This window comes from Streptomyces sp. I05A-00742 (genome assembly GCF_013055795.1).
In the GTDB taxonomy this organism is placed as follows: Bacteria; Actinomycetota; Actinomycetes; order Streptomycetales; family Streptomycetaceae; genus Streptomyces.
The window spans coordinates 1-22581 of record NZ_JABETO010000058.1; the positions used below are offsets into that span (position 1 = coordinate 1).

General features: G+C 71.5%; 21 protein-coding genes, 4 tRNA genes and 2 pseudogenes. 11 read left to right on the forward strand and 16 right to left on the reverse strand.

The features are described 5' to 3' along the window. Positions 1-2241, reverse strand: a 2241-nt coding sequence (locus HN013_RS30215) for a PAS domain-containing protein (RefSeq protein ID WP_312018758.1), incomplete at its 3' end; no start/stop codon positions are given. 362 nt (positions 2242-2603) lie between these two features. Continuing rightward, complete coding sequence (locus HN013_RS30220) at positions 2604-3176, reverse strand: SSI family serine proteinase inhibitor (protein WP_171171882.1); 573 nt, start codon at positions 3174-3176, stop codon at positions 2604-2606. Between the two features lie 207 nt (positions 3177-3383). Here HN013_RS30220 and HN013_RS30225 point away from each other — a divergent pair. The 7 genes and pseudogenes from HN013_RS30225 (at position 3384) to HN013_RS30255 (ending at position 8062) form a co-directional block, all read left to right on the forward strand. After that, positions 3384-3475, forward strand: a tRNA-Ser gene (locus HN013_RS30225). A gap of 250 nt (positions 3476-3725) precedes the next feature. Further along, a tRNA-Arg gene (locus tag HN013_RS30230) sits at positions 3726-3798 on the forward strand. A 47-nt stretch (positions 3799-3845) separates the two neighbouring features. Beyond that, positions 3846-3919 (forward strand) — tRNA-Met (locus HN013_RS30235). Positions 3920-3974: 55 nt separating this feature from the next. Next, positions 3975-4946: an amidohydrolase family protein gene (locus tag HN013_RS30240; RefSeq protein ID WP_171171884.1), complete on the forward strand. Its 972-nt coding sequence runs from the start codon at positions 3975-3977 to the stop codon at positions 4944-4946. 236 nt (positions 4947-5182) lie between these two features. Further along, a pseudogene (locus HN013_RS30245) lies at positions 5183-5491 on the forward strand (winged helix-turn-helix domain-containing protein); the annotation flags it as partial. Positions 5492-5615: 124 nt separating this feature from the next. Further along, positions 5616-7214: an MFS transporter gene (locus HN013_RS30250; protein WP_171171889.1), complete on the forward strand. Its 1599-nt coding sequence runs from the start codon at positions 5616-5618 to the stop codon at positions 7212-7214. Between the two features lie 38 nt (positions 7215-7252). Continuing rightward, on the forward strand, positions 7253-8062 hold the full coding sequence (locus tag HN013_RS30255; protein WP_171171891.1) for a TetR/AcrR family transcriptional regulator: 810 nt from the start codon (positions 7253-7255) through the stop codon (positions 8060-8062). A 333-nt stretch (positions 8063-8395) separates the two neighbouring features. Here HN013_RS30255 and HN013_RS30260 read toward each other — a convergent pair. Beyond that, positions 8396-9995 (reverse strand): annotated as a pseudogene (locus tag HN013_RS30260) (MDR family MFS transporter); the annotation flags it as partial. 30 nt (positions 9996-10025) lie between these two features. Beyond that, positions 10026-10529, reverse strand: a complete 504-nt coding sequence (locus tag HN013_RS30265) for a MarR family winged helix-turn-helix transcriptional regulator (protein ID WP_171171895.1) — start codon at positions 10527-10529, stop codon at positions 10026-10028. A gap of 234 nt (positions 10530-10763) precedes the next feature. Between HN013_RS30265 and HN013_RS30270 the strand changes: the two genes are divergently transcribed. Further along, entirely contained in the window at positions 10764-10982 is a 219-nt protein-coding gene (locus HN013_RS30270; protein WP_171171897.1) for a hypothetical protein, read from the forward strand. Between the two features lie 435 nt (positions 10983-11417). On the opposite strand, the gene HN013_RS30275 is transcribed toward HN013_RS30270, so the two are convergent. The 4 genes from HN013_RS30275 to HN013_RS30290 form a co-directional block, all read right to left on the reverse strand. Then, a complete protein-coding gene (locus HN013_RS30275) occupies positions 11418-12251 on the reverse strand; it encodes an RNA polymerase sigma factor SigF (protein WP_171171899.1) in 834 nt (277 codons plus the stop codon). Positions 12252-12448: 197 nt separating this feature from the next. Beyond that, positions 12449-13399: a SigB/SigF/SigG family RNA polymerase sigma factor gene (locus HN013_RS30280; RefSeq protein ID WP_398981036.1), complete on the reverse strand. Its 951-nt coding sequence runs from the start codon at positions 13397-13399 to the stop codon at positions 12449-12451. Positions 13400-13563: 164 nt separating this feature from the next. Then, positions 13564-13857 carry a Dabb family protein gene (locus HN013_RS30285; RefSeq protein WP_171171903.1) on the reverse strand — a complete coding sequence of 98 codons (294 nt, stop codon included), beginning with the start codon at positions 13855-13857 and terminating at the stop codon, positions 13564-13566. A gap of 70 nt (positions 13858-13927) precedes the next feature. Further along, a complete protein-coding gene (locus HN013_RS30290; RefSeq protein ID WP_171171905.1) occupies positions 13928-14092 on the reverse strand; it encodes a hypothetical protein in 165 nt (54 codons plus the stop codon). A 673-nt stretch (positions 14093-14765) separates the two neighbouring features. Between HN013_RS30290 and HN013_RS30295 the strand changes: the two genes are divergently transcribed. Then, positions 14766-15287 carry an STAS domain-containing protein gene (locus tag HN013_RS30295; RefSeq protein WP_171171907.1) on the forward strand — a complete coding sequence of 174 codons (522 nt, stop codon included), beginning with the start codon at positions 14766-14768 and terminating at the stop codon, positions 15285-15287. Between the two features lie 81 nt (positions 15288-15368). Here the strand turns inward: HN013_RS30295 and HN013_RS30300 are convergent. The 4 genes from HN013_RS30300 to HN013_RS30315 form a co-directional block, all read right to left on the reverse strand. Then, a tRNA-Ser gene (locus HN013_RS30300) sits at positions 15369-15455 on the reverse strand. Between the two features lie 122 nt (positions 15456-15577). After that, positions 15578-16072: a tRNA adenosine(34) deaminase TadA gene (tadA, locus tag HN013_RS30305; protein WP_171171909.1), complete on the reverse strand. Its 495-nt coding sequence runs from the start codon at positions 16070-16072 to the stop codon at positions 15578-15580. A gap of 34 nt (positions 16073-16106) precedes the next feature. Continuing rightward, positions 16107-16640, reverse strand: a complete 534-nt coding sequence (locus HN013_RS30310; protein ID WP_171171911.1) for a hypothetical protein — start codon at positions 16638-16640, stop codon at positions 16107-16109. Positions 16641-16905: 265 nt separating this feature from the next. Continuing rightward, positions 16906-17241 carry a hypothetical protein gene (locus HN013_RS30315; RefSeq protein ID WP_171171912.1) on the reverse strand — a complete coding sequence of 112 codons (336 nt, stop codon included), beginning with the start codon at positions 17239-17241 and terminating at the stop codon, positions 16906-16908. Positions 17242-17379: 138 nt separating this feature from the next. Here HN013_RS30315 and upp point away from each other — a divergent pair, with 138 nt between their 5' ends. Beyond that, positions 17380-18015 (forward strand): uracil phosphoribosyltransferase, encoded by a 636-nt coding sequence (upp, locus tag HN013_RS30320; protein ID WP_004943140.1) that lies wholly within the window; start codon positions 17380-17382, stop codon positions 18013-18015. A gap of 40 nt (positions 18016-18055) precedes the next feature. On the opposite strand, the gene HN013_RS30325 is transcribed toward upp, so the two are convergent. Both HN013_RS30325 and HN013_RS30330 read right to left on the reverse strand, forming a co-directional pair. Next, a complete protein-coding gene (locus HN013_RS30325; RefSeq protein WP_171171914.1) occupies positions 18056-18736 on the reverse strand; it encodes a LytR C-terminal domain-containing protein in 681 nt (226 codons plus the stop codon). A 200-nt stretch (positions 18737-18936) separates the two neighbouring features. Further along, complete coding sequence (locus tag HN013_RS30330; protein ID WP_004943146.1) at positions 18937-19233, reverse strand: type II toxin-antitoxin system VapB family antitoxin; 297 nt, start codon at positions 19231-19233, stop codon at positions 18937-18939. 156 nt (positions 19234-19389) lie between these two features. On the opposite strand from HN013_RS30330, the gene HN013_RS30335 reads away from it, so the two are divergent. After that, entirely contained in the window at positions 19390-20958 is a 1569-nt protein-coding gene (locus HN013_RS30335) for a helicase HerA-like domain-containing protein (protein WP_171171930.1), read from the forward strand. Between the two features lie 16 nt (positions 20959-20974). Here HN013_RS30335 and HN013_RS30340 read toward each other — a convergent pair whose 3' ends face one another. Together HN013_RS30340 and HN013_RS30345 are read right to left on the reverse strand one after the other, a co-directional pair. Beyond that, complete coding sequence (locus tag HN013_RS30340) at positions 20975-21559, reverse strand: HhH-GPD-type base excision DNA repair protein (protein WP_171171916.1); 585 nt, start codon at positions 21557-21559, stop codon at positions 20975-20977. Between the two features lie 120 nt (positions 21560-21679). Further along, positions 21680-22459 (reverse strand): SDR family NAD(P)-dependent oxidoreductase, encoded by a 780-nt coding sequence (locus tag HN013_RS30345; protein ID WP_171171923.1) that lies wholly within the window; start codon positions 22457-22459, stop codon positions 21680-21682. Between the last annotated feature and the right edge of the window lie 122 nt (positions 22460-22581).

A 22581-nucleotide genomic window follows, 5' to 3' on the forward strand; every position in this document is an offset into this window, starting at 1 on the left:
GGGCCCCCGGTCCGCCTCGGCGGGAGGCAGCGCGAAGGCCGTACGCCGGGCCTCCGGGCCCGCCGCCTCCGCCGGTTCGACCGGAGCCGCTTCGCGCCGGGCGCGGCGGCCGGTCGGCTGCGCGGGCGCGGCCGCCTGCGACGGCACGAGCCCGGCTCCCGGGGGAAGGCCGTGGTCACCGGTGCGGCCGTGCCGGTTGGCACGGGCACCCTCGGCTCCGGCGGCCTCCTCCTCGTCGGGACGGGCGGGACCACGCCTGCGCCCCGTCGGCTGGGCCGGTACGGGGGCACCGGGCGTGGGACCGGGATGCGGCGCGGCCTGCTGCACCGGGGACGCACCGGGTGAACCGGACGAAACGTCCCGAGCCCGCCCCTCGCGGTCGGACCGCAGGGCGCCCACGGACGTCAAGGCCCCCACGGCGGCCGGCGACCCCGTGGACGGCGCGGCACCCGCCGACGCGACGGGAGTTCCGCCACCCCCGCCACCTCCGCCACTTCCGGCACCCCCGCCGCCCCCAGCAGTCTCAGAAGCAGCAACAGGCAACGCCGGAGAACCCCCAGGCGCCGAAGACGCCCCGCCCGCCCCATCAGTACCACCCGAATCAGGCGCCACCCCAGACGAACGAGCCTCCTGAACAGCCCCCGAATGAACAGCCCCCGAACCCGGTGCCGAACCCGGCGCCGTAACCGGTGCCGACCTCTGCCCCGGCATCGGCATGATCGTCGTCCCGCTGCCGATGCTCGGCGGCGAGTCCGGCCGGTCGGACGGCACGACGGGGCCGGCCTCCGCCGACACCGGCACCTCCAGGACGTACGCCTTCCCGCCCCCGCTGCCCGGCACGTCATGGGTCTGGAGGACGCCGCCGTGCCGCTGGACGATGCCGCGGACGATCGGCCCGTGGACCGGGTCACCGCCGGGGTGCGGGCCGCGTACCTCGATCCGTACGGCCGTGTCCCGCTTCGCCGCCGCGACGACGATCGTCGAGTCGCCGGACGGCGTCGTCCCCGCGGTGGCCTCGCCGGTCGCGTCCACGCCGGCGACGTCCGCGATCAGGTGGGCCAGGGCCCGGGCGAACCACTCCGCGTCGACCGCGGCCTCTATGGCCGGAGCGTGCACCGCGAACTGCGCCCGGCCGGGACCGATCAGCTCGACGGCGCCCTCGACACCGGCCGCGACGACCTCGTCCAGGGCGGCCGGTTCGCGTTCCAGGCTGCTCTCGCCCGCCTCCAGCCGCTGGTAGGCGAGCACGCTCCCGACGAGCCGGGCCATCCGTCCGTAACCGGCGGCGAGGTGGTGCAGGATCTGGTTGGCCTCAGGCCACAACTGCCCGGCGGGGTCGGCGGCCAGTGTGCCGAGCTGGCCGCGCAGCCGCTCCAGCGGACCCTGCAGCGAGCCGTCGAGGACAGCCACCAGCTGGGCGTGGCGCGCGGCCAGCGCGTCGTACGGGCGGCGGTCGGTGAAGGTCATCACGGCGCCGACCAGCTGCTCGCCGTCGCGCACCGGCGCGGTCGTCAGGTCGACCGGCACCGCGCGCCCGTCCTTCGCCCACAGCACCTGCCCGCGGACCCGGTGCTTGCGCCCCGAGCGCAGGGTGTCCGCGATGGGGGAGTCCTCGTAGGGGAACGGCGTGCCGTCCGCGCGCGAGTGGTGGATCAGCGGGTGCAGTTCGCGGCCGCCCAGGTCGCTGGCGCGGTAGCCGAGGATCTGCGCGGCGGAGGGGTTGACGAGGACGACCTTGCCCGCCGTGTCCACGCCGACCACGCCCTCGGCCGCCGCGCGCAGGATCATCTCCGTCTGGCGCTGCTGCCGGGCGAGTTCGGCCTCGGTGTCGAGCGTGCCGGTCAGGTCGCGGACGACGAGCATCAGCAGCTCGTCGCCGGTGTACGGGCCCTGCTCGGCGTAGGGGGTGCGCCCGTCCGCGAGGTTGGCGCTGGTCACCTCGACGGGGAACTGGGTGCCGTCCGTACGCCGGGCGATCATGCGGGTGGGCTTGGTGCGCCCGCCGTTCGTCCGGTCCTCGGGGAGGCGCATCGAACCGGGGATGCGGCGCGAGTCGAACGCGGGCAGCAGGTCGAGCAGGCCGCGGCCGACGAGTCCGGTGCCGGGGACCTCGAACGTCTCCAGCGCGATGTGATTGGCGTTGACGACCGTGCCGTTGCAGTTGACGAGCAACAACGCGTCGGGAAGGGCGTCGAGTATGGCTGCGAGGCGAGCAGCGCCTCGGGATGGCCTGCTGCTCACTGCGACGCTTCCTCCCTGGTTACCGCACCGTGCGACCCGCAGGACCGGGGGCCACCCCCAGCGACGGCTGGGGGAGTTCCGCCGCCCCTGCGGCGTGTTGCTGGGGGGAAGTCTACGGGCTGTGGAGTCCGGCGCGACGGCGGATGAGGGGCGCGGCGCAGCCTGTCGCGTGGTGTCCGGGGCGAGCGGAGTGCTCGGTTCCACTGTCTGTCCAGGGCGTTCCCGGGGTCGTGCCAGGGTCCTGCCCGTTCCGCGTCAGGGTTCGCTCCGGGTCATTCCCGGGAGTTGCCCGGGCGGTTCCCCGACCCCTGGGCCCTGGAGCCCGACCCCTGAGTCCTGAGCCCGGCCCGGGGCTCCGGCCCTTAGAACCCCGACGGGCGCTCGGGGTCGCCCAGCAGCCGGGAGAACCTGTTCCAGCGCGCCATCTCGCAGCCGTTCACCCTGCTGAAGTCCGTGTCGACCGGCCGCCCCGCCCAGGTCCCGAACACGTGCGCGTGCTCGGGACCGCCGTAGACCATGGTGCATTGCGCGTCCGACGGCACGGGGGCGAAGAGGTCCCGGTCCCAGCGCGTCTGTCCGTCCAGCTGGTCGCACGCCCCCTGCGCGTCGGGGACCGTGCCGTACGCCGGGTGACAGCGCAGCTCGTACTGGCCGTCGCGGCGGCCGCTGTCGGTGAGCAGGACGGTGAGGTGGTCGCCCGGCCCCGGACCGGCGTCCGGTCCCGGCGGGAAGGGCAGCGGACGGGCGACGGCCGACGGGGCGGCGAACAACGGGAGCAGCAGGGGGACGAGCACGGCGGCCGCGAAGACGGAACGGGCGGAGCGGGTGGAACGAGTGGGATGGGCGGGACGGGCCGAGCGGAAGGAACGGGCGGAGCGGGCGGTGCGTACGGTCCGCGCGAGGCGGCCCGGGCGGGCGGGACGGTGGAGCGGCATGCGGGGACTCCAGGGGTCGCGGGTGGTGCGGGGCCGGCGGACCGGCCGGATCCTCACCCCTCTAACGCCCGGACGCGCCCTGCGTTGCGCGCCCGGAATCGCTTTGCCCGGGGGCCGTCGTGCCCGGTACCGTAGAGTGCGATTGGTGGCGGGCCCTGCGGCTGTGTCATCATCTGCACGCAACATTCGCGCCCGCGCGAGTGTGCTGGAGGCGTCGCCTAGTCCGGTCTATGGCGCCGCACTGCTAATGCGGTTTCGGGGTAACCCCCTGATCGAGGGTTCAAATCCCTCCGCCTCCGCAGCCGGGAGCCCCGGTCGTCATCACGACGGCCGGGGCTTTTCCGTTGCCCGTACCGGCGCCGAGATCGCGTGCTCGTAGTGGCGTCAGGACCGTGCGGCCGGGCCTTCGCCAACCCTGTCCCGGAGTCTCCATTCCCTGCGTTTCCGCAGGTCAGGCAGGGTTGCGGTAATGGATTTCGCCTCACGGCGCAGTTCATGTAATGTTGTTCCCGCAACGCCGACCGGCAAGAAAAACCGCCGGGAAGCCGAGCGCTCGTAGCTTAACGGATAGAGCACTTGACTACGGATCAAGAGGTTGCAGGTTCGAATCCTGCCGAGCGCGCAGCCGAGAGGCCGGTGCCAACTTGTTGGAGCCGATCTTTCGACCGTCGCGGGGTGGAGCAGCTCGGTAGCTCGCTGGGCTCATAACCCAGAGGTCGCAGGTTCAAATCCTGTCCCCGCTACTCAGGCCAAGGGCCCGGTACTCAGGTACCGGGCCCTTGGTGTTTCCTGAGGTCCATGTTTCCTGACGGTCCCGACGCCTCCGATGCCTCCGACGTCTCCGATGCCCCCAACGACCTCGACCACAACGTCACCGGCTTCTGGCGTGGCCTCGGGCTGCCGGGGATCATCGACGTCCACACCCACTTCATGCCCGAGCGGGTCCTGACGAAGGTCTGGGCCTACTTCGACGCCGCGGGCACGCACGCCGGCCGGGACTGGTCGATCACCTACCGGCGCCCGGAGGACGAGCGCCTGCGCACACTGCGCGGGTTCGGGGTGCGCGCGTTCACGTCCATGATCTACCCGCACAAGCCGGGCATGGCGGACTGGCTCAACGCCTGGGCGGCGGATTTCGCGGCCCGTACCCCCGACTGTCTGCACACCGCCACCTTCTTCCCGGAGCCCGGCGCCGTCCGTTCCGTCCGGGCGGCGCTCGACTCCGGTGCGCGGATCTTCAAGGCGCACCTCCAGGTGGGCGCGTACGACCCCCGTGATCCCCTGCTGGACGGGGTGTGGGGGACGCTGGCCGAGGCGGGCGTCCCGGTGGTGACGCACTGCGGCTCCGGTCCGGTGCCGGGCCGCTTCACGGGGCCGGGGCCCGTGGGGGAGGTGCTGGCCCGCCACCCGGGACTGCGGTTGGTGGTGGCCCACATGGGCGTCCCGGAGTACGGCGCCTTCCTGGACCTGGCCGAGCGGTACCCGGGCGTGCACCTCGACACGACCATGGCCTTCACCGACTTCATCGAGGACGTGGCACCGTTCCCGCCCGGGGAACTGCCGCGCCTGAAGGCGCTGGGCGGGCGGATCCTGTTCGGCAGCGACTTCCCCAACATCCCCTACGGGTACGGGCACGCCCTGGCCGCGCTCACCCGGCTGGGGCAGGACGACGACTGGCTGCGGGCGGTGTGCCACGACAACGCCGCGCGGCTCCTCGGCATCCCGGGGGCCGCCCCGGACGGCGGCCGCCTTCCCGGCCCGCGCCCCTGAGACGCCCACTCACGCCCCTGAGGCGCCGGCTCACGCCCCTGGGGGGCAACTCACGCCCCTGAGAGGCCCGTAGCGGATTCTCAGACGTTTCCCAGACGACGGCAAGGCGGCTCTCAGGGCTCCGGACCACCCTGTGGGGCATGACCACCGCATCGCCCGAAGCGCGCGTCCGCCCGCCCATGACGCCCCCAAGTGCCGCCGCGCCACAGGCCGTGAGGAACTTGGCCGTAGGGGACCTGGTCGTAGGGGACCTGGTCCTCGACGAGGCGAACCGCGAGGCGTACCGCGACGGTGCGGAGATCCGGCTGACGGCCACGGAGTTCGCGCTGCTGCGTCAGCTCATGCGGAACCCGGGGCGGGTGCTCAGCAAGACGCTGCTGCTGGACCGGGTCTGGTCGCACACCTTCGGCCCGGTCGACCGCGGCAACGTCGTCGAGCTCTACATCTCCTACCTGCGGAAGAAGATCGACGCCGGCCGCCCTCCGATGATCCACACGCGGCGGGGCATGGGGTACGTCCTGAAGCCCGCCGGCCGACCGGACTGAGACGCGCCGCCACCCCCCTCACCCCACTCCTCCTTCCTCTACGCCGTAAATCCCTGTACGGCGTAGAGGGCTCTCCTGTACGGTGTAGATCGATCTCGTCGGTCACCCCTGCAAGGAGCCCGTCATGGCGGCGTCCACCACTGCCTCCACACCCTCGTCCGAAGCGCCACAGCCGGTCCGCCACCCCACGCGCTGGCTGATCCTCGGTGTCATATGCCTCGCGCAGCTCACCGTGCTGCTCGACAACACCGTCCTCAACGTGGCGATCCCGTCCCTCACCACCGAGATGGGCGCCGCGACCTCGGACATCCAGTGGATGCTCAACGCTTACTCCCTCGTGCAGTCCGGTCTGCTGCTGACCGCGGGCAATGTCGCCGACCGCTACGGGCGCAAGAAGATGCTGGCCATCGGCCTCGCCCTGTTCGGTCTCGGGTCGCTCGGCGCCGGGCTGTCCGAGACCACGGGACAGCTGATCGCGGCCCGGGCCGGGATGGGCGTCGGCGGCGCGCTGCTGATGACCACGACGCTCGCCGTCGTCGTCCAGGTCTTCGACGACACCGAGCGCACCAAGGCGATCGGGATCTGGGGCGCGGTGGCGTCCCTCGGCTTCGCCTGCGGCCCGCTCATCGGCGGCACGCTGCTGGACCACTTCTGGTGGGGCTCGATCTTCCTGGTCAACATCCCGGTGGCGGTGCTCGGCCTGATCGCCGTGCTCAAGCTGGTGCCGGAGTCCAGGAACCCGGCCGGTGACCGGCCCGACCTGCTCGGCGCCCTGCTCTCCACCATCGGTATGACCGGCATCGTCTTCGCGATCATCTCCGGGCCCGAGCACGGCTGGACGTCCGCCCGGGTGCTGCTCTCCGGCGGCATCGGCGTCGTGGTCATGGCGCTGTTCGTCCTCTGGGAGCTGCGCATCCCGTACCCCATGCTCGACATGCACTTCTTCCGCGACCGGAGCTTCGTCGCGGCCGTCATGGGCGGGGTCCTGGTGGCCCTCGGCATGGGTGGATCGATCTTCCTGCTCACCTCGCACCTGCAACTGGTGCTGCACTACGACCCGCTGGAGACCGGTCTGCGGATGACGCCGCTGGCCCTGATGATCGTCCTCCTCAACTTCACGGGAGTCGGCGCCCGGCTGATGGCCAAGTTCGGCGGCCCCGTCACCGTCGTCGGGGGCATGACGATGCTCTCCGCCGGTCTGGCCGTGATCGCCTGGACCGGTGCGCACGGGTACGGCGGGATGTTCGCCGGGCTGATCCTGATGGGCTCGGGCCTCGCGCTCGCCACGCCGGCCATGGCCAACGCGATCATGTCGGCGATCCCCCCGGAGAAGGCGGGCGTCGGCGCGGGAGTCAACGGCACCCTCACGGAGTTCGGCAACGGACTGGGCGTCGCCGTCCTCGGCGCGGTGCTCAACTCCCGCTTCGCCGCCCTGCTCCCGGCCGTCGCCGCCGGGGCCGGCTCGCTGCCGGAGGCGCTGGGGAAGGCGGGCACGGCCGCGGAGCGCTCCGAGATCCAGGACGCGTTCGCGTCGGGCGTGCAGTCGGGCCAGTTGGTCGGCGCGGTGGCGGTCCTGGCGGGCGGTGTCATGGCGGCGTTCCTGCTCCGCAGGGCCGAGCAGGCCGACCGGGCAGATCAGGCCGAGCAGGCCGACCGGGCCGAGCAGACAGAGCAGACAGAGCGGCCCGACGCGCAGGACGGCGCCGCGGACACCAGGGCCTAGCATCGATGACAGAGCACCCGAAGGCTGAGAGGCAACGCATGGCGAGCGGCATTCGCGCGGGGAACCCCAGGACCAGCATCTGGCTGGCCCCGGAGAAACCCGCCCCGCGGCGCAAGGCGACAGCGGACCGCGGCGGCGACCAGCCGGGCTCACTGGACCGCGACCGGATCGTGGCCGCCGCCATCCGCCTGCTGGACGCCGAGGGGCTGGCCAAGTTCTCGATGCGCCGCCTGGCCGCCGAGCTCGGGGTGACCGCCATGTCGGTCTACTGGTACGTCGACAACAAGGACGACCTCCTCGAACTGGTCCTCGACGAGGCCATCGGCGAGATGGAGCTGCCCGATCCGGGCGACGAGAACGCCGACTGGCAGGACCAGCTGCGGCAGACCGCCCGCGAGTACCGCGGGCTGCTCACCTCGCACCAGTGGGTCGCCCGGCTGGTGGGCCAGTACCTCAACATCGGCCCCCGGGCGATGCGGTTCGGCGATGTCACGCTGCAGGTGCTCAGACGCAGCGGCGTCGAGCCGACCCTGATCTCGGGATCACTGGGCGCGCTCTTCCAGTTCGTCTACGGCTTCGCCACGGTCGAGGCGCTGTACGAGGAGCGCTGCCGGGCGGCGGGTGTCGATCAGGAGGAGTACCTGCGGGACGTCAGGGGCTCGATCGCCGAACGCCCGGATTTCGCCGCCCAGTACGGCGAGTCCATGAAGATGGTGGAGAGGCTCGTCGACCAGCCGATGGACGACCTATGGGACCGCGACTTCTCGGTCGGGCTGGACACAGTGATCGCGGGCATCGAGGTGATGCGGGACCGGGTGCGGGACGAGGAAACGCGGACCGGCGACTGAGGGACGTACGGGACAGGGCGGCGCCCCTGCCCGCGAGGAGACCGTTGTCTCCCGCGGGCAGGGGCGCCCTTTCGTCACGTGCACCCGGCCCCGGAGGCGGTGCGCAGGCCGTCCCCTGCCTTGTGCGCACACCGCCACCGGGGCCGTTCGCCCGGGGTCTTTCGTGCCGTTCGGCCCCGGGCCGCCGGCCGGTCGCCTCCGCTCGTGGACGTCCGGCCGGAGCTTGTCAGCCGGCCTTCGCGGCCTTCGTGTCCTTCGAGGCCGTGGCGTCCTTCGATGCCTTGGCGTCCTTCGCGTCCTTCACGGACGACGACGCCTGGTCGTCGGCGGCCGGGGCGGAGGATTCCGCCGGGGCGCCGGGCCGGCCCTTGAGGGCCACTTCCTTGATGAACAGGGTCAGCAGGAAGGCGACCAGCGCGGCGGGCGCCGCGTAGGCGAAGACGTCGCCGACACCGTGCCCGTAGGCGCTCTCCATGATCGAACGCAGCGGCTCGGGCAGCTTCTTGATGTCGGGGATGCTGCCGCCGCCACCGCCCTGCTTGGCGAGGGCCGCGCCCTTGGGGCCGAGGGCGGTCAGACCGTCCACGACGTAGTCCTTGACCCGGTTGGCCATCACCGCGCCCAGCGCCGAGACGCCGATCGCACCGCCGAGGGAGCGGAAGAAGGTGACGACGGAGCTGGCGGCGCCGAGGTCCCGCGGGGAGACCTGGTTCTGGGCGGCGAGCACCAGGTTCTGCATCATCATGCCCATGCCGAGGCCCATGAGCGCCATGTAGCAGGCGAGCTGCCAGTACGGGGTGTCGAACCGGATGCTGCCCAGCAGGGCGAGACCGGCGGTGAGCAGGACGCCACCGGAGACCAGCCATGCCTTCCAGCGGCCGCTCTTGGTGATGATCTGGCCGGACACGGTCGAGGAGACGAACAGACCGGCGATCAGCGGGATGGTCATGACGCCGGACATGGTCGGCGTCTCGCCCCGGGCGAGCTGGAAGTACTGCGAGAGGAAGACGGTGCTGGCGAACATGGCCACACCGACGAAGAGGCTCGCGGCGGAGGTGAGGGTGATCGTCTTGTTGCGGAACAGCCGCAGCGGGATGATCGGTTCGGCCGCCTTGGACTCCACCAGGATGAAGATCGCGCCGAGCGCGATGGACCCGCCGATCATGACGGCGGTCTGCCAGGACAGCCAGTCGTAGTTCTTGCCGGCCAGGGTCACCCAGACCAGCAGCAGCGTGGCCGCGGCGGATATGAAGAACGCGCCGAGCCAGTCGACCTTGACCTGCCGCTTGACGACCGGGAGGTGGAGGGTGCGCTGGAGCACGACCAGGGCGATGACCGCGAACGGCACACCGACGTAGAAGCACCAGCGCCAGCCGAGCCAGCTGGTGTCGGTGATGACGCCGCCGAGCAGCGGGCCGCCGACGGTGGCGACGGCGAAGGTGGCACCGAGGTAGCCGCTGTACCGGCCGCGCTCGCGCGGGGAGATCATCGCGGCCATGACGATCTGGGCGAGGGCCGACAGACCGCCGACGCCGATGCCCTGCACGACGCGGCAGGCGATGAGCATGCTGGTGTTCTGCGAAAGGCCGGCCACCACGGAACCGGCGACGTAGACGACGAGGGCCGCCTGGACCAGCAGCTTCTTACTGAAGAGGTCCGACAGCTTGCCCCACAGCGGGGTCGACGCGGTCATCGCGAGCAGCGCGGCCGTGACGGTCCAGGTGTAGGCGGACTGGCCACCGTGCAGATCGTGCATGATCTTCGGCAGCGCGTTGGAGACGATCGTCGACGACAGGATCGCCACGAACATACCGAGCAGCAGCCCGGACAGGGCACGCATGATCTGGCTGTGCGTCATGTCGATTCCGGGCGCGTCGGACGCCGCGTGATCGGTGTGGCTGTCCCGCACACCTGACGGTGTGGTCTTGGCCATGAACTTCCTTTTCGTGATGCTGTCGGGCGGTCAGTGAGATGTACGGGCCGACGGGCAGGCCGCGAGATCGTGCGGCGCGGAGGCGCCCCCCGCGGCGGCGGGGCGGTGGCACTCGCCGAAGCTCTCCCGCAGGCGGGCGAGCAGGCCGACGATCTGGGTGATCTCCGCGTCGCTCCAGTCGCCCAGGCAGTGCGCCAGGGCCTCGGTGTAGCGGGCGCTGACCTCGTCCAGCAGCGCCTCGCCGCTGGGGGTGAGGCGCAGCAGCCGGGAGCGCTTGTCCAGCAGGTCCGGCTGCCGGTCGAGCCAGCCCCGTTCCGCGGCGTACGCCACGTGGCGGCTGGTCACCGACATGTCGACGACCAGCAGCTCCGCGAGCTTGCTCATCCGCATCTCGCCGTACCGCTTGAGCAGGGTGAGCACAATGACCGAGGTGGGCGGGCAGTCGTGGGGGAGAACCCGGGCGAGGCCGCGCTTGATGACGCCGATGGCGCTGAGCTGCTGTGCGAGCTCCTGGTACTGCTCGTGCGCGGCCAACGGTCCCTCCCGTTTTAAGTTAAGTTGCTTAGGGCAACCATAGGGGAAGTTGGTTGCTGAAGGCAAACGAAAAGGGGTAAAGGGGTAGTCAAGTTCAACGATCAATTGTTGAGTGCCGGGTCGTGCGCGGAGGGTGGTGGTGAGGGGGCGGTCCCGACGGGCGTACGGGCGGACGGGTGGGCGAAGGCCGCCCCCCGCGCGAGGACGGGCGTGTCTTCGCTAGGGTCCTGACCCATGGCCAACCCCCATCAGCAGCGCCCCGAGGGCAACTACGACCCCGCGGGCAGCACTCAGATGTTCCGCGCCTTCGTCGACGAGGGCGCCCCCGCTCCCCGTGCCGCCGCTCCGGCGGGCCACGGCCGTGCCTCGTCCGGCCCCCGGGTCGGCATGATCATCGGTGTCGTCGTCGCGATCGCGGTCGTGGCGGTGGTGGCCTGGCTCGCGCTCGGCTGACCGGCCCCGCTTCCGCGGCGGGGGCCCGCCCCCGCCTGCCGTCGCCGTGCGACGGCCTTGCGCTGCGGCCTCGTGCGACGGTCTTGCGCGACGGCATCGTGCCGGCCGCTGCCGTGCTACGGCCTTGTGCCCACTGCCGTCGTGCCACGGCCCTGTGCTTACTGCCGTCGTGCCAACGGCCTTGTGTCTCTTGCCGGCGTGCCGCCGCTGTCGTTCCGGTCGGTGGTCTCCGGTCGGCCGGCTCTCCCCCTACGGTGCCGTCCGCTGTTCGACCGCTGTCGGATCGACTCCTGCTGTCGGATCGACCTCTGCTGTCGGATCGACGTCTGCTGCCGGACGGCCCGGCGGCCCCCGCCGCGATGAGCATCTCGCGGCCGCCGCTGCCGTACCGGGGGTGGGTCGAGTGATGTCCTGTCAGATCCTGGCCGGGCAGGGTCAGTCGGAGATCAGGCCCTCGCGGAGCTGGGAGAGCGTCCGGGTCAGCAGCCGGGAGACGTGCATCTGGGAGATGCCGACCTCCTCGCCGATCTGGGACTGCGTCATGTTGGCGAAGAAGCGCAGCATGATGATCTGGCGCTCGCGCGGCGGCAGCTTGGCCAGCAGCGGTTTCAGCGACTCCCGGTACTCCACGCCTTCGAGCGCCGTGTCCTCGTAGCCCAGCCGGTCGGCGAGCGAGCCCTCGCCGCCGTCGTCCTCCGGGGAGGGGGAGTCCAGCGAGCTGGCCGTGTAGGCGTTGCCCACCGCCAGCCCGTCGACCACGTCCTCCTCGGAGACGCCCAGGCACAGGGCCAGTTCCGGCACCGTCGGGGAGCGGTCCAGCTTCTGCGCGAGCTCGTCGCTGGCCTTGGTCAGGGCGAGCCGCAGCTCCTGGAGGCGGCGCGGCACCCTGACCGACCAGCTGGTGTCGCGGAAGAAGCGTTTGATCTCACCGACGACCGTCGGCATGGCGAACGTCGGGAACTCCACCCCGCGTTCGCAGTCGAACCGGTCGATGGCCTTGATCAGTCCGATGGTCCCGACCTGGACGATGTCCTCCATCGGCTCGTTGCGGCTGCGGAACCGCGCCGCCGCGTAGCGCACCAGGGGGAGATTCAGCTCGATGAGGGTGTCACGGACGTACGTACGCTCGGCGCTGTCCCGGTCCAGGGCCGCCAGCCGCAGGAACAGGGAGCGGGAGAGGGTGCGGGTGTCGATGGCTTCGCAGTCGTCGAGCACGGCGTGCGGTGCGTCGTTGGCGAGCACCTTCGCGCTGCCCAGGTCTACGGACATGCCACCCCCTTGAGGTCGCGGACGGATCACAGCAACGCCCCGGCCGGGGATCGGCCGAGCGTCCAGCCCCCACCTGAATACCGGAGGCTGCGCTGTGGCAAACGCAGTTCCAGCAGAATGTCACATGTCGGCAACGCGCTGTAGCGTCAAGTCGACATATCTGCCGAGGACTCCGGAAGCCGTGTCACCCACAAGAGTTAGGCGTCGATTCGATTTGCGGAGCGCAGCCGGGCGAAGCTCCGTGAGAGCAGCCGGGACACATGCATCTGTGACACCCCCAGCTCCGCGCTGATCTGGGACTGGGTCAGATTGCTGTAGTAGCGCAGCAACAGGATGCGCTGCTCGCGCTCCGGCAGCTGAACGAGCAGGTGGCGTACGAGGTCGCGGTGCTCCACCCCGGCGAGGGCGGGGTCCTCGTACCCGATGCGGTCCAGCAGGCCGGGCAGTCCGTCGCCCTCCTGGGCGGCCTCCAGCGAGGTGGCGTGGTACGAGCGGCCCGCCTCGATGCAGGCCAGCACCTCGTCCTCACCGATCTTGAGGCGTTCGGCGATCTCGGCGGTGGTCGGCGACCGCCCGTGCAGCACCGTCAGGTCCTCGGTGGCGCCGTTGACCTGGACCCACAGCTCGTGCAGCCGGCGCGGTACGTGGACCGTGCGCACGTTGTCGCGGAAGTAGCGCTTGATCTCGCCGACGACGGTCGGCATCGCGAAGGTCGGGAACTGCACCCCGCGGTCGGGGTCGAAGCGGTCGATGGCGTTGATGAGTCCGATGGTGCCGACCTGGACGACGTCCTCCATCGGTTCGTTGCGGCTGCGAAAACGCGCCGCGGCGTACCGCACGAGGGGAAGGTTGGCTTCGATCAGGGCGGCGCGCACGCGGGCGTGCTCCGGCGTGCCCGGCTCCAGTGTGGCGAACTTCTTGAAGAGCACCTGCGTCAGAGCCCGGGCATCCGCGCCGCGGCTCTCGCGCGTCTGTGCCTCGCGCGGCCGCGTCTCGGGCGGCTGCGTCTCGGGCGTCCGGCTCTCCCGCGTCTGGCTCTCGCGCGTCTGCGTCTCTCTCTGCTGCGCTTCCCTCTGCTGCGTCTCCCGCTGCTGCGGGGGGTTCTCTTCTGACGCCGACGTCTCCTCTGACGCTGTACGGGCCGGCACGGTCACACCACCCTTCGCAGTCAGCTCCAGGTCGACTCATCCGTCAAAAGCGGTCATAGCATCACAAGACATGTCCACTGTGTGCAAGCACCGCATTACGCCGTGTTGACCGCGCAAAAGGGCCCCTCGCCATGGTGGCGAGGGGCCCGCGCCGGAGGTCCGGCTCAGAACGGATAGTCGGCGATCACCCACGTGGCGAACTCCCGCCACAGCGCGACGCCCGCCCGGTGCGCCGGGTGGTCCAGGTACCGCTGGAGGGCGTCGGTGTCCTCGACGGCGGAGTTGATCGCGTAGTCGTAGGCGATCGGGCGCTCCGAGACGTTCCACGCGCACTCCCAGAAGCGGAGCTCGGGGATGGTCCCGCCCAGCTTCTCGAACGCCTGGACGCCGGCGAGGACGCGGGGGTCGTCGCGTTCGACGCCCTCGTTGAGCTTGAACAGGACGAGGTGACGGATCATCGGGCGGCCGCCTTCCGTGCGACGGGTGTCTCGGGGTGCGTCGGGCTCATCGGGGGCTCGTCGCGAGCGCTCAGCTGATCAGCTGGGTCATGAACTCGCCGATGCTCTTGGCGGCGTCCGAGATCCCCTCGAACCCTATCTGGACGAGTTCCGCGGCCCGGGCCGGGGAGTGGATGATCGTGTAGCCCACGAAAATGGCGAGGGCCCAGAGTGTGATCTTCTTGGCTTGCGCCATGACGTACTGCCTCCCCGTCCGCCTTCTTCCCTTGAAGTCCCCCGTAAGCGCTTGCGAGAGTCTATCCGCACATGTGGACGAGGGATCATGGCTTCACTCACGCGGCCTTTAAGGACTTAAGACCTTGCAAAGCGGGCCCTTCGCCCACCCGTGTGCCGTATTCCGGGGCAGAGGATGGGGGGTGAGTGCCCGCCGGATCTGGCAGGAATCCGAAGGGCCGGGACATGGAACCCCTCTGCGGGGTCCGGGCCGCGTGCTTCCCCCTGACTGCGGCCCGTACTCGGGGTCCGTGTCCTCATGGGGGGAAGCGGCTTGTCCCCCCGATGCCGCTTCCCCCCTCCTGTTCCCCTCCTGCGTTCGCCGGAGCCCCGGCCCCGGGCCCCCGTACGGGCGGTTCCGGCGGCCGGGGCTCCGTTGTTTTTCCGGGGCGTTTCCCGGTCCGGGGGCGTTTCCCGGCGTTTCCGCCGCCTTTATCCGCGGGTCCCGCCCGTCGTTACCGCCGAAATTTCCCAACGGGGATGAACTCTGGGTCTGTTGAGGTGAGAAGCGCCCGGCGCCGGGGCACCAGAAAGGCACACGGCCCGAGGCGTGCACCGGCTTGCCGGAGCGGCCGTCCCGGTGCGTGCGAACGGGGTCCGGTGCGGGATCAGCAAGGGAGAACGGTGAGGTTCGCATGGGCGGGTACGAGCTCGCCTTCACCATGCGGGAGCGTGTGGCGGGGGGAGCGGTCACCATTGAACTGTCCGGAGAGATCGACATCTTGGCGGAGCAGGAGCTCGGCCCCCGACTGGAGGCCCTGTCCGGCCACCACCGCGCCGACCTCGTCATCGACCTGCGGGCCGTGACCTTCCTGGACGCGAGCGGCCTGCGCCTGCTGCTCCGCGTCCGGAACCGGGTGGCCCGCGGCGGAGGGCGGCTACGGGTGGTGCGGGGCGGGCCCCGAGTGTCCAAAGTGATCCGTATCGTACGGCTGGAGCCGGCCTTCAGCTGGCTCGATGCGCCACCTGGGGCGTCGGTGGCGCCGGCGGCGTCCGTGACCTCCGTGGCGGCGGGGGCTTCCGCGGAGCCGGCTGCCGCTGCTCCTGGGGCCTCCGGCGTCCCGCTGGTGGCGAGAGGCTCCGGCAGCGTGGGTCCCGCCCTCTCCGGCCAGGACGACGTGACGTGCGGGCCCCGCGACGGGAGCGTGCCGGCGTAGGGGCCGCCACAGGGCGGCTCCCGGCCACGGAACACGACCGAGGGCCCGACCTGGATCAGGTCGGGCCCTCGGTGTGAAGAGCGGTAGCGGTGGGATTTGAACCCACGGAGGAGTTGCCCCCTCACACGCTTTCGAGGCGTGCTCCTTCGGCCGCTCGGACACGCTACCGAGAGAGAGCTTAGCGGACGAGTGGCCGTGCTCCGAAATCGGTTCTCGCGGAGGACTCCCGGAGATCCGCCCGAGACCTCCCGCAGACTTCCCGCAGACTTCCCGAAGGCGTCCCCCAGGGGTCAGCGGTCGCGGAAGAAGCGGGTGAGGAGGGCGGAGCACTCGTCGGGGAGGACGCCGGTGATGACCTCGGGGCGGTGGTTGAGGCGCCGGTCGCGGACGACGTCCCAGAGGGAGCCGACGGCGCCGGCCTTCTCGTCGGCGGCGCCGTAGACGACGCGGTCGAGGCGGGAGAGGACGATGGCGCCGGCGCACATGGTGCACGGCTCCAGGGTGACCACCAGGGTGCAGCCGGACAGGCGCCACTCGCCGACGGCGCGGGCGGCCGCGCGGACGGCGAGGACCTCCGCGTGGCCGGTCGGGTCGCCGGTGGCCTCGCGCTCGTTGCGGCCCCGGCCGATGATCGTACCGTCCGGGGCCAGGACGACGGCCCCGACCGGCACATCGCCGGTGGCCGGGGCCCGTGCGGCCTCCTCCAGGGCGGCCCGCATCGCGGGGCGCCAGGGGTCGCGTACGGGGTCGGGACCGGTCGGGCGGGCGGGGGCGGCGTCGTTCATGGGACCAGTGTGGGCGAGACGGTCCCGGGGGCCGTCAGCGGACGGCCTCCAGGACGTCGGTGCAGCCGAGCGCGTCGGCGATCTGGCTGAGCGCCTCCCCGTCCAGGGCGAGGAGCTGACGCTCGCCCACCCCGACGTCGTCCAGCAGCCGGATGTCGCCCAGCGGGCCGCTCGGCACTGCTCCGGCGCCGGTCGCGGCGTCGGAGGCGTCGGCGTCCTCCTCGGCCTCGGGCTCGCCGTCCTCCGTGCCGTCGAGGTCCAGGGTGTCCAGGTCGTCGTCCTCGTCCTCGTCCCGGCCGAGGAGCTCGTCGATGAGCATGGAGCCGTAGGAACTGCGCTTGGCGGCGGGGGCGTCCGAGAGGAAGATGCGAGGGTCGTCCTCGCCGTCCACCCGGACGATGCCGAACCAGGTGTCCTCCTGCTCGATGAACACCAGGACCGTGTCGTCGTCGATCGAGGCCTCGCGGGCCAGGTCGACGAGGTCGGACAGGGTTTCCACGTTGTCGAGGTCTGTGTCGCTCGCTTCCCACCCGTCGTCGGAGCGCGCGAGCAATGCGGCGAAGTACACCGTGACTCTCCCACTGGTCATAGGCGGTGCCGGGCCGGGCGGGGACAGCACCCCGTCCACTCGGAATCGTGGCAGAAACCCGGCCGTTGCGAGAGGTCTTCCGCGCTGCGTCGTGCAGTAGTCCGAGAGATCTGGCTCACCCGGGGGCCCGTGGGACCGCCATCCGGGGTGCCCGCGGACTCCGCCCCGGGGCCGTCCCGGGACGGGCGGGGACGTTTCTCCGGAGCGTGTGCCGCTGTGACGGCCGTCACGACCTTCACGGCCTTCACCACCGGAACGTCCTCATCCGCATCTGCTGGCGCATTCTGGCCGCCCGCGCGCGGCGTGGCTGCACCCGGTCGCGCAGCTCCCTGGCCTCGTTCAGCTCACGGAGGAACTGCGCGCGCCTGCGACGCCGCTCCGTGTCGTCGTCGGGGGGCGCGTCGCGGTCCGCGGAGCGCTCGCCGGACCGCTCCCCGGGACGTTCCCCCGTGCGTTCCGCAGCTCGTTCCGCCGGCCGTTCCACCGGCCGTTCTCTGGGCCGTTTCCCGGGAACGGTGGTCTTTCCGGGGCCCGCGGGATCCGTCCGGGCTCCGGGATCGCGTTCGTCACGGTCGGCCATGCGCAGCACCACCTCGTGCCGAGGGTGTCGCCCGACGGTGCACGTTGGGCGTACGTGCCCACTTTCCCCCTTAGTGGTGGTGTGATGCCACCGTACGGCCGGGAGCCGGTGTCCGAAAGCTCGGTTAATGTCGATGTCATGCGGATCCACGTCGTCGACCACCCGCTGGTGGCGCACAAACTCACCACGCTGCGCGACAAGCGCACCGATTCCCCCACGTTCCGGCGGCTCGCCGACGAGCTGGTCACCCTGCTCGCCTACGAGGCGACGCGTGACGTGCGGACCGAGCAGGTCGACATCGAGTCGCCCGTGACCGCGACCACCGGCGTCAAGCTGTCCCACCCGCGCCCGCTGGTCGTGCCGATCCTCCGGGCCGGTCTGGGCATGCTCGACGGCATGGTCCGGCTGCTGCCCACGGCCGAGGTCGGCTTCCTGGGCATGATCCGCAACGAGGAGACCCTCAAGGCGGAGACGTACGCGACGCGTATGCCGGACGACCTCTCGGGCCGCCAGGTCTACGTGCTCGACCCGATGCTCGCCACCGGCGGCACCCTGGTCGCCGCGATCCGCGAGCTGATCGCCCGGGGCGCGGACGACGTCACGGCCATCTGCCTGCTCGCCGCCCCCGAGGGCGTCGAGGTCATGGAGCGCGAGCTCGCGGGCACGCCGGTGACCGTGGTCACCGCCTCCGTGGACGAGCGCCTCAACGAGGACGGCTACATCGTGCCGGGTCTCGGCGACGCGGGCGACCGCATGTACGGGACGGCCGGCTGAGCCGTCGGCCCGGACATCGGCCCGGACATCGGCCCGGACGTCAGCACTTCCCGGAGCTCTTCGAGGGCGAGGCGGGCGGGGACGGGGGCGGCGGCTGCGGAGCGGCCGGTGCCCGGCTCCCGCCCGGCGCCGGCTTGAGCTCCTTGAAACCGGCCCCGATGATCAGGTCGATGTCCTCGGCCTTGCGGACGTCGCTCTTCACCTCCACCTCACCGATCTGCTCCTCCAGGACACGCATCGCCCCCTCGGCGTCCTCAGGGGAGCCCAGCAGCAGCGCCGTGCCCTCGATGTTCCGGTCGTAGGGCGCCGGCGCGTTGCCCACCTTGCCGATGCGGAAGCCGCGCGCCTTGAGTTCGTCCGCGGTGGTCTTGGCGAGGCCGCTGCGCGGGGTGGCGTTGTAGACGTTGACGGTGATGTCGGCGGGCCGGGGCAGCTGCTCGCGGGGGGCGGGGTGCGCGGCGGCCCGTGCGTCGGTGCGGTCGTCGTGCCCTTCCTTGCCGCAGTCGGTGGTCTTCCGCGCCGCTTGCGGGGAACCGCCGCCACCGCCCGAGAAGACGTCGACGAGCTCCATCGTCCCCCAGCCGCCCAGCCCCAGGACGGCCGTCGCGGCGACCGCGGCGAGCACGACCCTCCGCGGGCTCCTCGGCCGGCGCATGTGCGGGAAACGTCGGCCCGTGATGCGGTACTTGCCGCCCATGCCAGGAGGGGTGAGCATGCTCATGGGCGCAGCGTAGTGCGGGCAGGGGCCGGTGCCTACTAGATGATCAACGGTTGCGTCGACCCCAACCCAAAAGGGCCAATATCAGCCGGAAACATCCGTGGGTGAAGGCGTCGGGGCGTGGCCGAGGCGGTGCCGAGGTGGTTCCGGGCCGGAGCCGCCCCGGAATTGACCCCGGAACCGACCCCGAATCGCCCCGGGGATCAGTCCAGTTCGAGCACGCGTGCGTGCAGCACCTGGCGCTGCTGGAGCGCGGCGCGCACCGCGCGGTGCAGGCCGTCCTCCAGGTAGAGGTCGCCCTGCCACTTCACGACGTGGGCGAAGAGGTCGCCGTAGAAGGTCGAGTCCTCCGCGAGCAGCGTTTCCAGGTCGAGCTGCTGCTTGGTGGTCACCAGCTGGTCCAGGCGTACCGGGCGCGGGGCGACGTCCGCCCACTGGCGGGTGCTTTCCCGGCCGTGGTCGGGGTACGGCCGACCGTTTCCGATGCGCTTGAAGATCACACGGAAAGCCTACCGGGCCGGTGGCTCCGAGCGCAGCCATGGCACGGGAGTGTGAAGGTGACAATCAGCCGCATACCGGGATCCATGGCCTGTGGAGGTCCGATGAGCAACGAGAGTGAACCCTCCGGTGGGGGGTTCGGTGGGACGTCCGACGGCATGCCGGGGGAACCTTCCGGCGGGACGTCCGGTGCCGGCGGGCTGCCGGAGCCGGCCGCCGGTATCGCCGCGCGCTACGCGTTCGGCGGGCCCGTCCTCGACCTGGGCGCCCTGCTCTGGGACGGCGCCTGCCTGCCCGGCGCGGCGGTCCGGGTGCCGTTGTCGGTGCTCAACCGGCACGGGCTGGTCGCCGGGGCGACGGGCACCGGCAAGACCAAGACCCTCCAGCTGATGGCCGAACAGCTCTCCGCGAACGGTGTTCCCGTCTTCCTCGCCGACGTCAAGGGCGACCTCTCCGGCATCTCCGTCCCCGGCGCCGAGGGCGAGAAGGTGCGCGCCCGGGCCTCCGAGGTCGGCCAGAACTGGTCCCCGGCCGCCTTTCCCGCCGAGTTCTACGCGCTGGGCGGCATCGGCACCGGCATCCCGGTCCGGGCCACGGTCACCGACTTCGGCCCGCTCCTGCTGGCCAAGGTGCTCGGGCTCAACCGGACGCAGGAGCAGTCGCTCGGCCTGGTCTTCGCCTACGCGGACGCCAAGGGCCTGGAACTGGTCGACCTCAAGGACCTGCGGGCCGTCGTCGGCTTCCTCACCTCCGACGCCGGGCGGCCCGAACTCAAGGAGATCGGCGGGCTGTCCGGCCAGACCGCCGGGGTGATCCTGCGCTCCCTCACCGCCTTCGAGCAGCAGGGCGCGGGCCCGTTCTTCGGCGAACCCGAGTTCGACGCCGAGCAGCTGCTCCGGACGGCGCCGGATGGGCGCGGCCTGGTCTCCGTCCTCGAACTGCCCGCCGTCCAGGACCGCCCGCAGCTCTTCTCGACTTTCCTGATGTGGCTGCTCGCCGACCTCTTCCACGGCCTGCCCGAGGTCGGCGACGTCGAAAAGCCCCGGCTCGTGTTCTTCTTCGACGAGGCCCACCTGCTGTTCGACGGCGCCTCGAAGGCGTTCCTGGACTCGGTCGCGCAGACGGTCCGGCTCATCCGCTCCAAGGGCGTCGGCGTCTTCTTCGTCACCCAGTCGCCGACCGACGTGCCGTCCGACGTCCTCGGGCAGCTCGGCAACCGGGTGCAGCACGCGCTGCGGGCCTTCACGCCGGACGACGCGAAGGCGCTCCGGGCGACCGTACGGACGTTCCCCACCTCCCCGTACGACCTGGAGGAGGTGCTGACCGGGCTGGGCACCGGCGAGGCCGTGGTCACCGTGCTCGGCGAGCAGGGCGCCCCGACGCCCGTCGCGGCGACCCGGCTGCGGGCACCGCAGTCGCTGATGGGGCCGGTCGAGGCGGCGGCGCTGGAGTCGGCGGTGCGGGGGTCGGAGCTGTACGGGCGTTATGCACAGGCTGTGGATCGTGAGTCGGCGTACGAGAAGCTGGCGGGGGCGGAGACGGAGGCGGAGGCGGGGGTGCCGTCGGAGCGGAAGGGGCGGGAGCGGGAGCCCGAGCCAGAACCCTCGCTGGTCGAACAGGTCATGGGCAGCGGGATGTTCAAGTCCCTGGCGCGCTCCGTGGGCACCCAGCTCGGCCGCGAGATCACCCGGTCCGTCTTCGGGACCACCCGCCGGCGGCGACGCTGACGGACGCTTACGGGGGTCAGCTCTTTTTGAGCTTGGCCGCCCGCTTCGCCTCCTGCTTGTAGGCACGGACCTGGTGCAGGGAGTCGGGGCCGGTGATGTCCGCCACCGAGCGGTGACTGCCCTCCTCGCCGTACGGGCCCGCGGCCTCGCGCCAGCCCTCGGGGCGTACGCCGAGCCGCTTGCCCAGCAGGGCCAGGAAGATCTGGGCCTTCTGCCGGCCGAACCCCGGCAGGTCGTTCAGGCGTCGCAGGAGTTCCTGGCCGGTGGGGACGTCCTGCCAGACCGCCGCGGCGTCGCCGTCGTAGTGCTCGGTGAGGTGGCGGCAGAGCTCCTGTACCCGTTTGGCCATGGCGGCCGGGTAGCGGTGGACGGCGGGTTTGGCGGCGCAGAGGGCCGCGAACTCCTCCGGGTCGTACGCGGCGATCTCGTGGGCGTCGAGGTCGTCCCGGCCGAGCCGCTGGGCGATGGTGTACGGGCCGGTGAACGCCCACTCCATGGGGACCTGCTGGTCGAGCAGCATCCCGGTCAGGGCGGCCAGCGGGCTGCGCGAGAGCAGTGCGTCGGCGTCGGCCTGCTGGGCGAGCCGGAGGGTGTGCTCCATGGGACCGATGATCCCCCGGGTGCGACCGCGTCGCATGTGGGACGCGCGCGCGTCGTACGGGTCCCGGGGTGGTGGGCCGGTGGTGGTGGACCGGTGGCGGTGGGCGTGGCGGTGGGACGTTCAGTCGCGCGGGGGCGATTTCTCGACGTCGATGAGGAGGCGTTCGACGCCCTTGGGGTCGGTTCGCAGGCCGTCCCTGACCCGCTCGGCGAACGGGTCGGGGAAGATCTCGTCGGCGCCGGCCTCGATCCCGTCGAGGATCGCCGCTGCCGCCTCGTCGGCCGTCGCCGCCGTGTAGGAACCGATCCCGGGCAGGTGTTCGACGGCGTAGCGCAGCATGTCCGTCTCGACGGGCCCCGGGAAGACGGCGTGCACGCTGATCCCGCGTGGGGCGAGGTCCTCCCGGACGGCCTGGGTGAGCATGTTCAGCGCGGCCTTCGACGCGGGGTAGGGGCCCAACTGAGGGGTTCCGGCGAAGGCGCCGACGCTGATGACGTTCACGATGGCGCCGCCGCCGTTGCGCTCCACGACGGGCGCGAAGGCGCGCAGCATCCGCAGGGTGCCCAGCCAGTTCGTCCGCATCACGGCCTCGACGGACTCCAGGTCCATGTCGAGCACATGGCCCATGGCGTGCAGCCCCGCGTTGTTGACCAGGAGGTTCACCTCCGAGGCCGCCTCGGCCGCGGCGGCCACGGCCGCCGGGTCCGTGATGTCCAGAGCGAGCGGCACGACCCGCCCCGCGGCCCCGGCCCCCTGCCCGACCAGCCCCTCCAGCGTCCGCGGATCCCGCGCGGCAGCGTGCACACGGGCCGCCCCACGTTCCAGGAACCCGGCGACAAGAGCCCGCCCGATGCCACGGTTGGCACCGGTCACCAGGACTACGGCGTCTTGGATCCGCACGGTGGCTCCTTCGGTCGTTCGAGTTTTCCGGGGGCTTGGGGGATTCGGATCGGTTGTCGTCACCGCTACCCATGGAGGGGAGGGGGCCACACATCTGTACCGGCTGTTGGGGGAGTGCGGGG

Excerpts from the sequence above, each read along its gene's own strand:
- HN013_RS30220 (WP_171171882.1), bottom strand. The coding sequence starts at position 3,176 with ATGCCGCTCCACCGTCCCGCCCGCCCGGGCCGCCTCGCGCGGACCGTA.
- HN013_RS30240 (WP_171171884.1), top strand. The coding sequence starts at position 3,975 with ATGTTTCCTGACGGTCCCGACGCCTCCGATGCCTCCGACGTCTCCGAT.
- HN013_RS30250 (WP_171171889.1), top strand. The coding sequence starts at position 5,616 with ATGGCGGCGTCCACCACTGCCTCCACACCCTCGTCCGAAGCGCCACAG.
- HN013_RS30255 (WP_171171891.1), top strand. The coding sequence starts at position 7,253 with ATGGCGAGCGGCATTCGCGCGGGGAACCCCAGGACCAGCATCTGGCTG.
- HN013_RS30270 (WP_171171897.1), top strand. The coding sequence starts at position 10,764 with ATGGCCAACCCCCATCAGCAGCGCCCCGAGGGCAACTACGACCCCGCG.
- HN013_RS30275 (WP_171171899.1), bottom strand. The coding sequence starts at position 12,251 with ATGTCCGTAGACCTGGGCAGCGCGAAGGTGCTCGCCAACGACGCACCG.
- HN013_RS30285 (WP_171171903.1), bottom strand. The coding sequence starts at position 13,857 with ATGATCCGTCACCTCGTCCTGTTCAAGCTCAACGAGGGCGTCGAACGC.
- HN013_RS30290 (WP_171171905.1), bottom strand. The coding sequence starts at position 14,092 with ATGGCGCAAGCCAAGAAGATCACACTCTGGGCCCTCGCCATTTTCGTG.
- HN013_RS30295 (WP_171171907.1), top strand. The coding sequence starts at position 14,766 with ATGGGCGGGTACGAGCTCGCCTTCACCATGCGGGAGCGTGTGGCGGGG.
- tadA (WP_171171909.1), bottom strand. The coding sequence starts at position 16,072 with ATGAACGACGCCGCCCCCGCCCGCCCGACCGGTCCCGACCCCGTACGC.
- HN013_RS30315 (WP_171171912.1), bottom strand. The coding sequence starts at position 17,241 with ATGGCCGACCGTGACGAACGCGATCCCGGAGCCCGGACGGATCCCGCG.
- upp (WP_004943140.1), top strand. The coding sequence starts at position 17,380 with ATGCGGATCCACGTCGTCGACCACCCGCTGGTGGCGCACAAACTCACC.
- HN013_RS30325 (WP_171171914.1), bottom strand. The coding sequence starts at position 18,736 with ATGAGCATGCTCACCCCTCCTGGCATGGGCGGCAAGTACCGCATCACG.
- HN013_RS30335 (WP_171171930.1), top strand. The coding sequence starts at position 19,390 with ATGCCGGGGGAACCTTCCGGCGGGACGTCCGGTGCCGGCGGGCTGCCG.
- HN013_RS30340 (WP_171171916.1), bottom strand. The coding sequence starts at position 21,559 with ATGGAGCACACCCTCCGGCTCGCCCAGCAGGCCGACGCCGACGCACTG.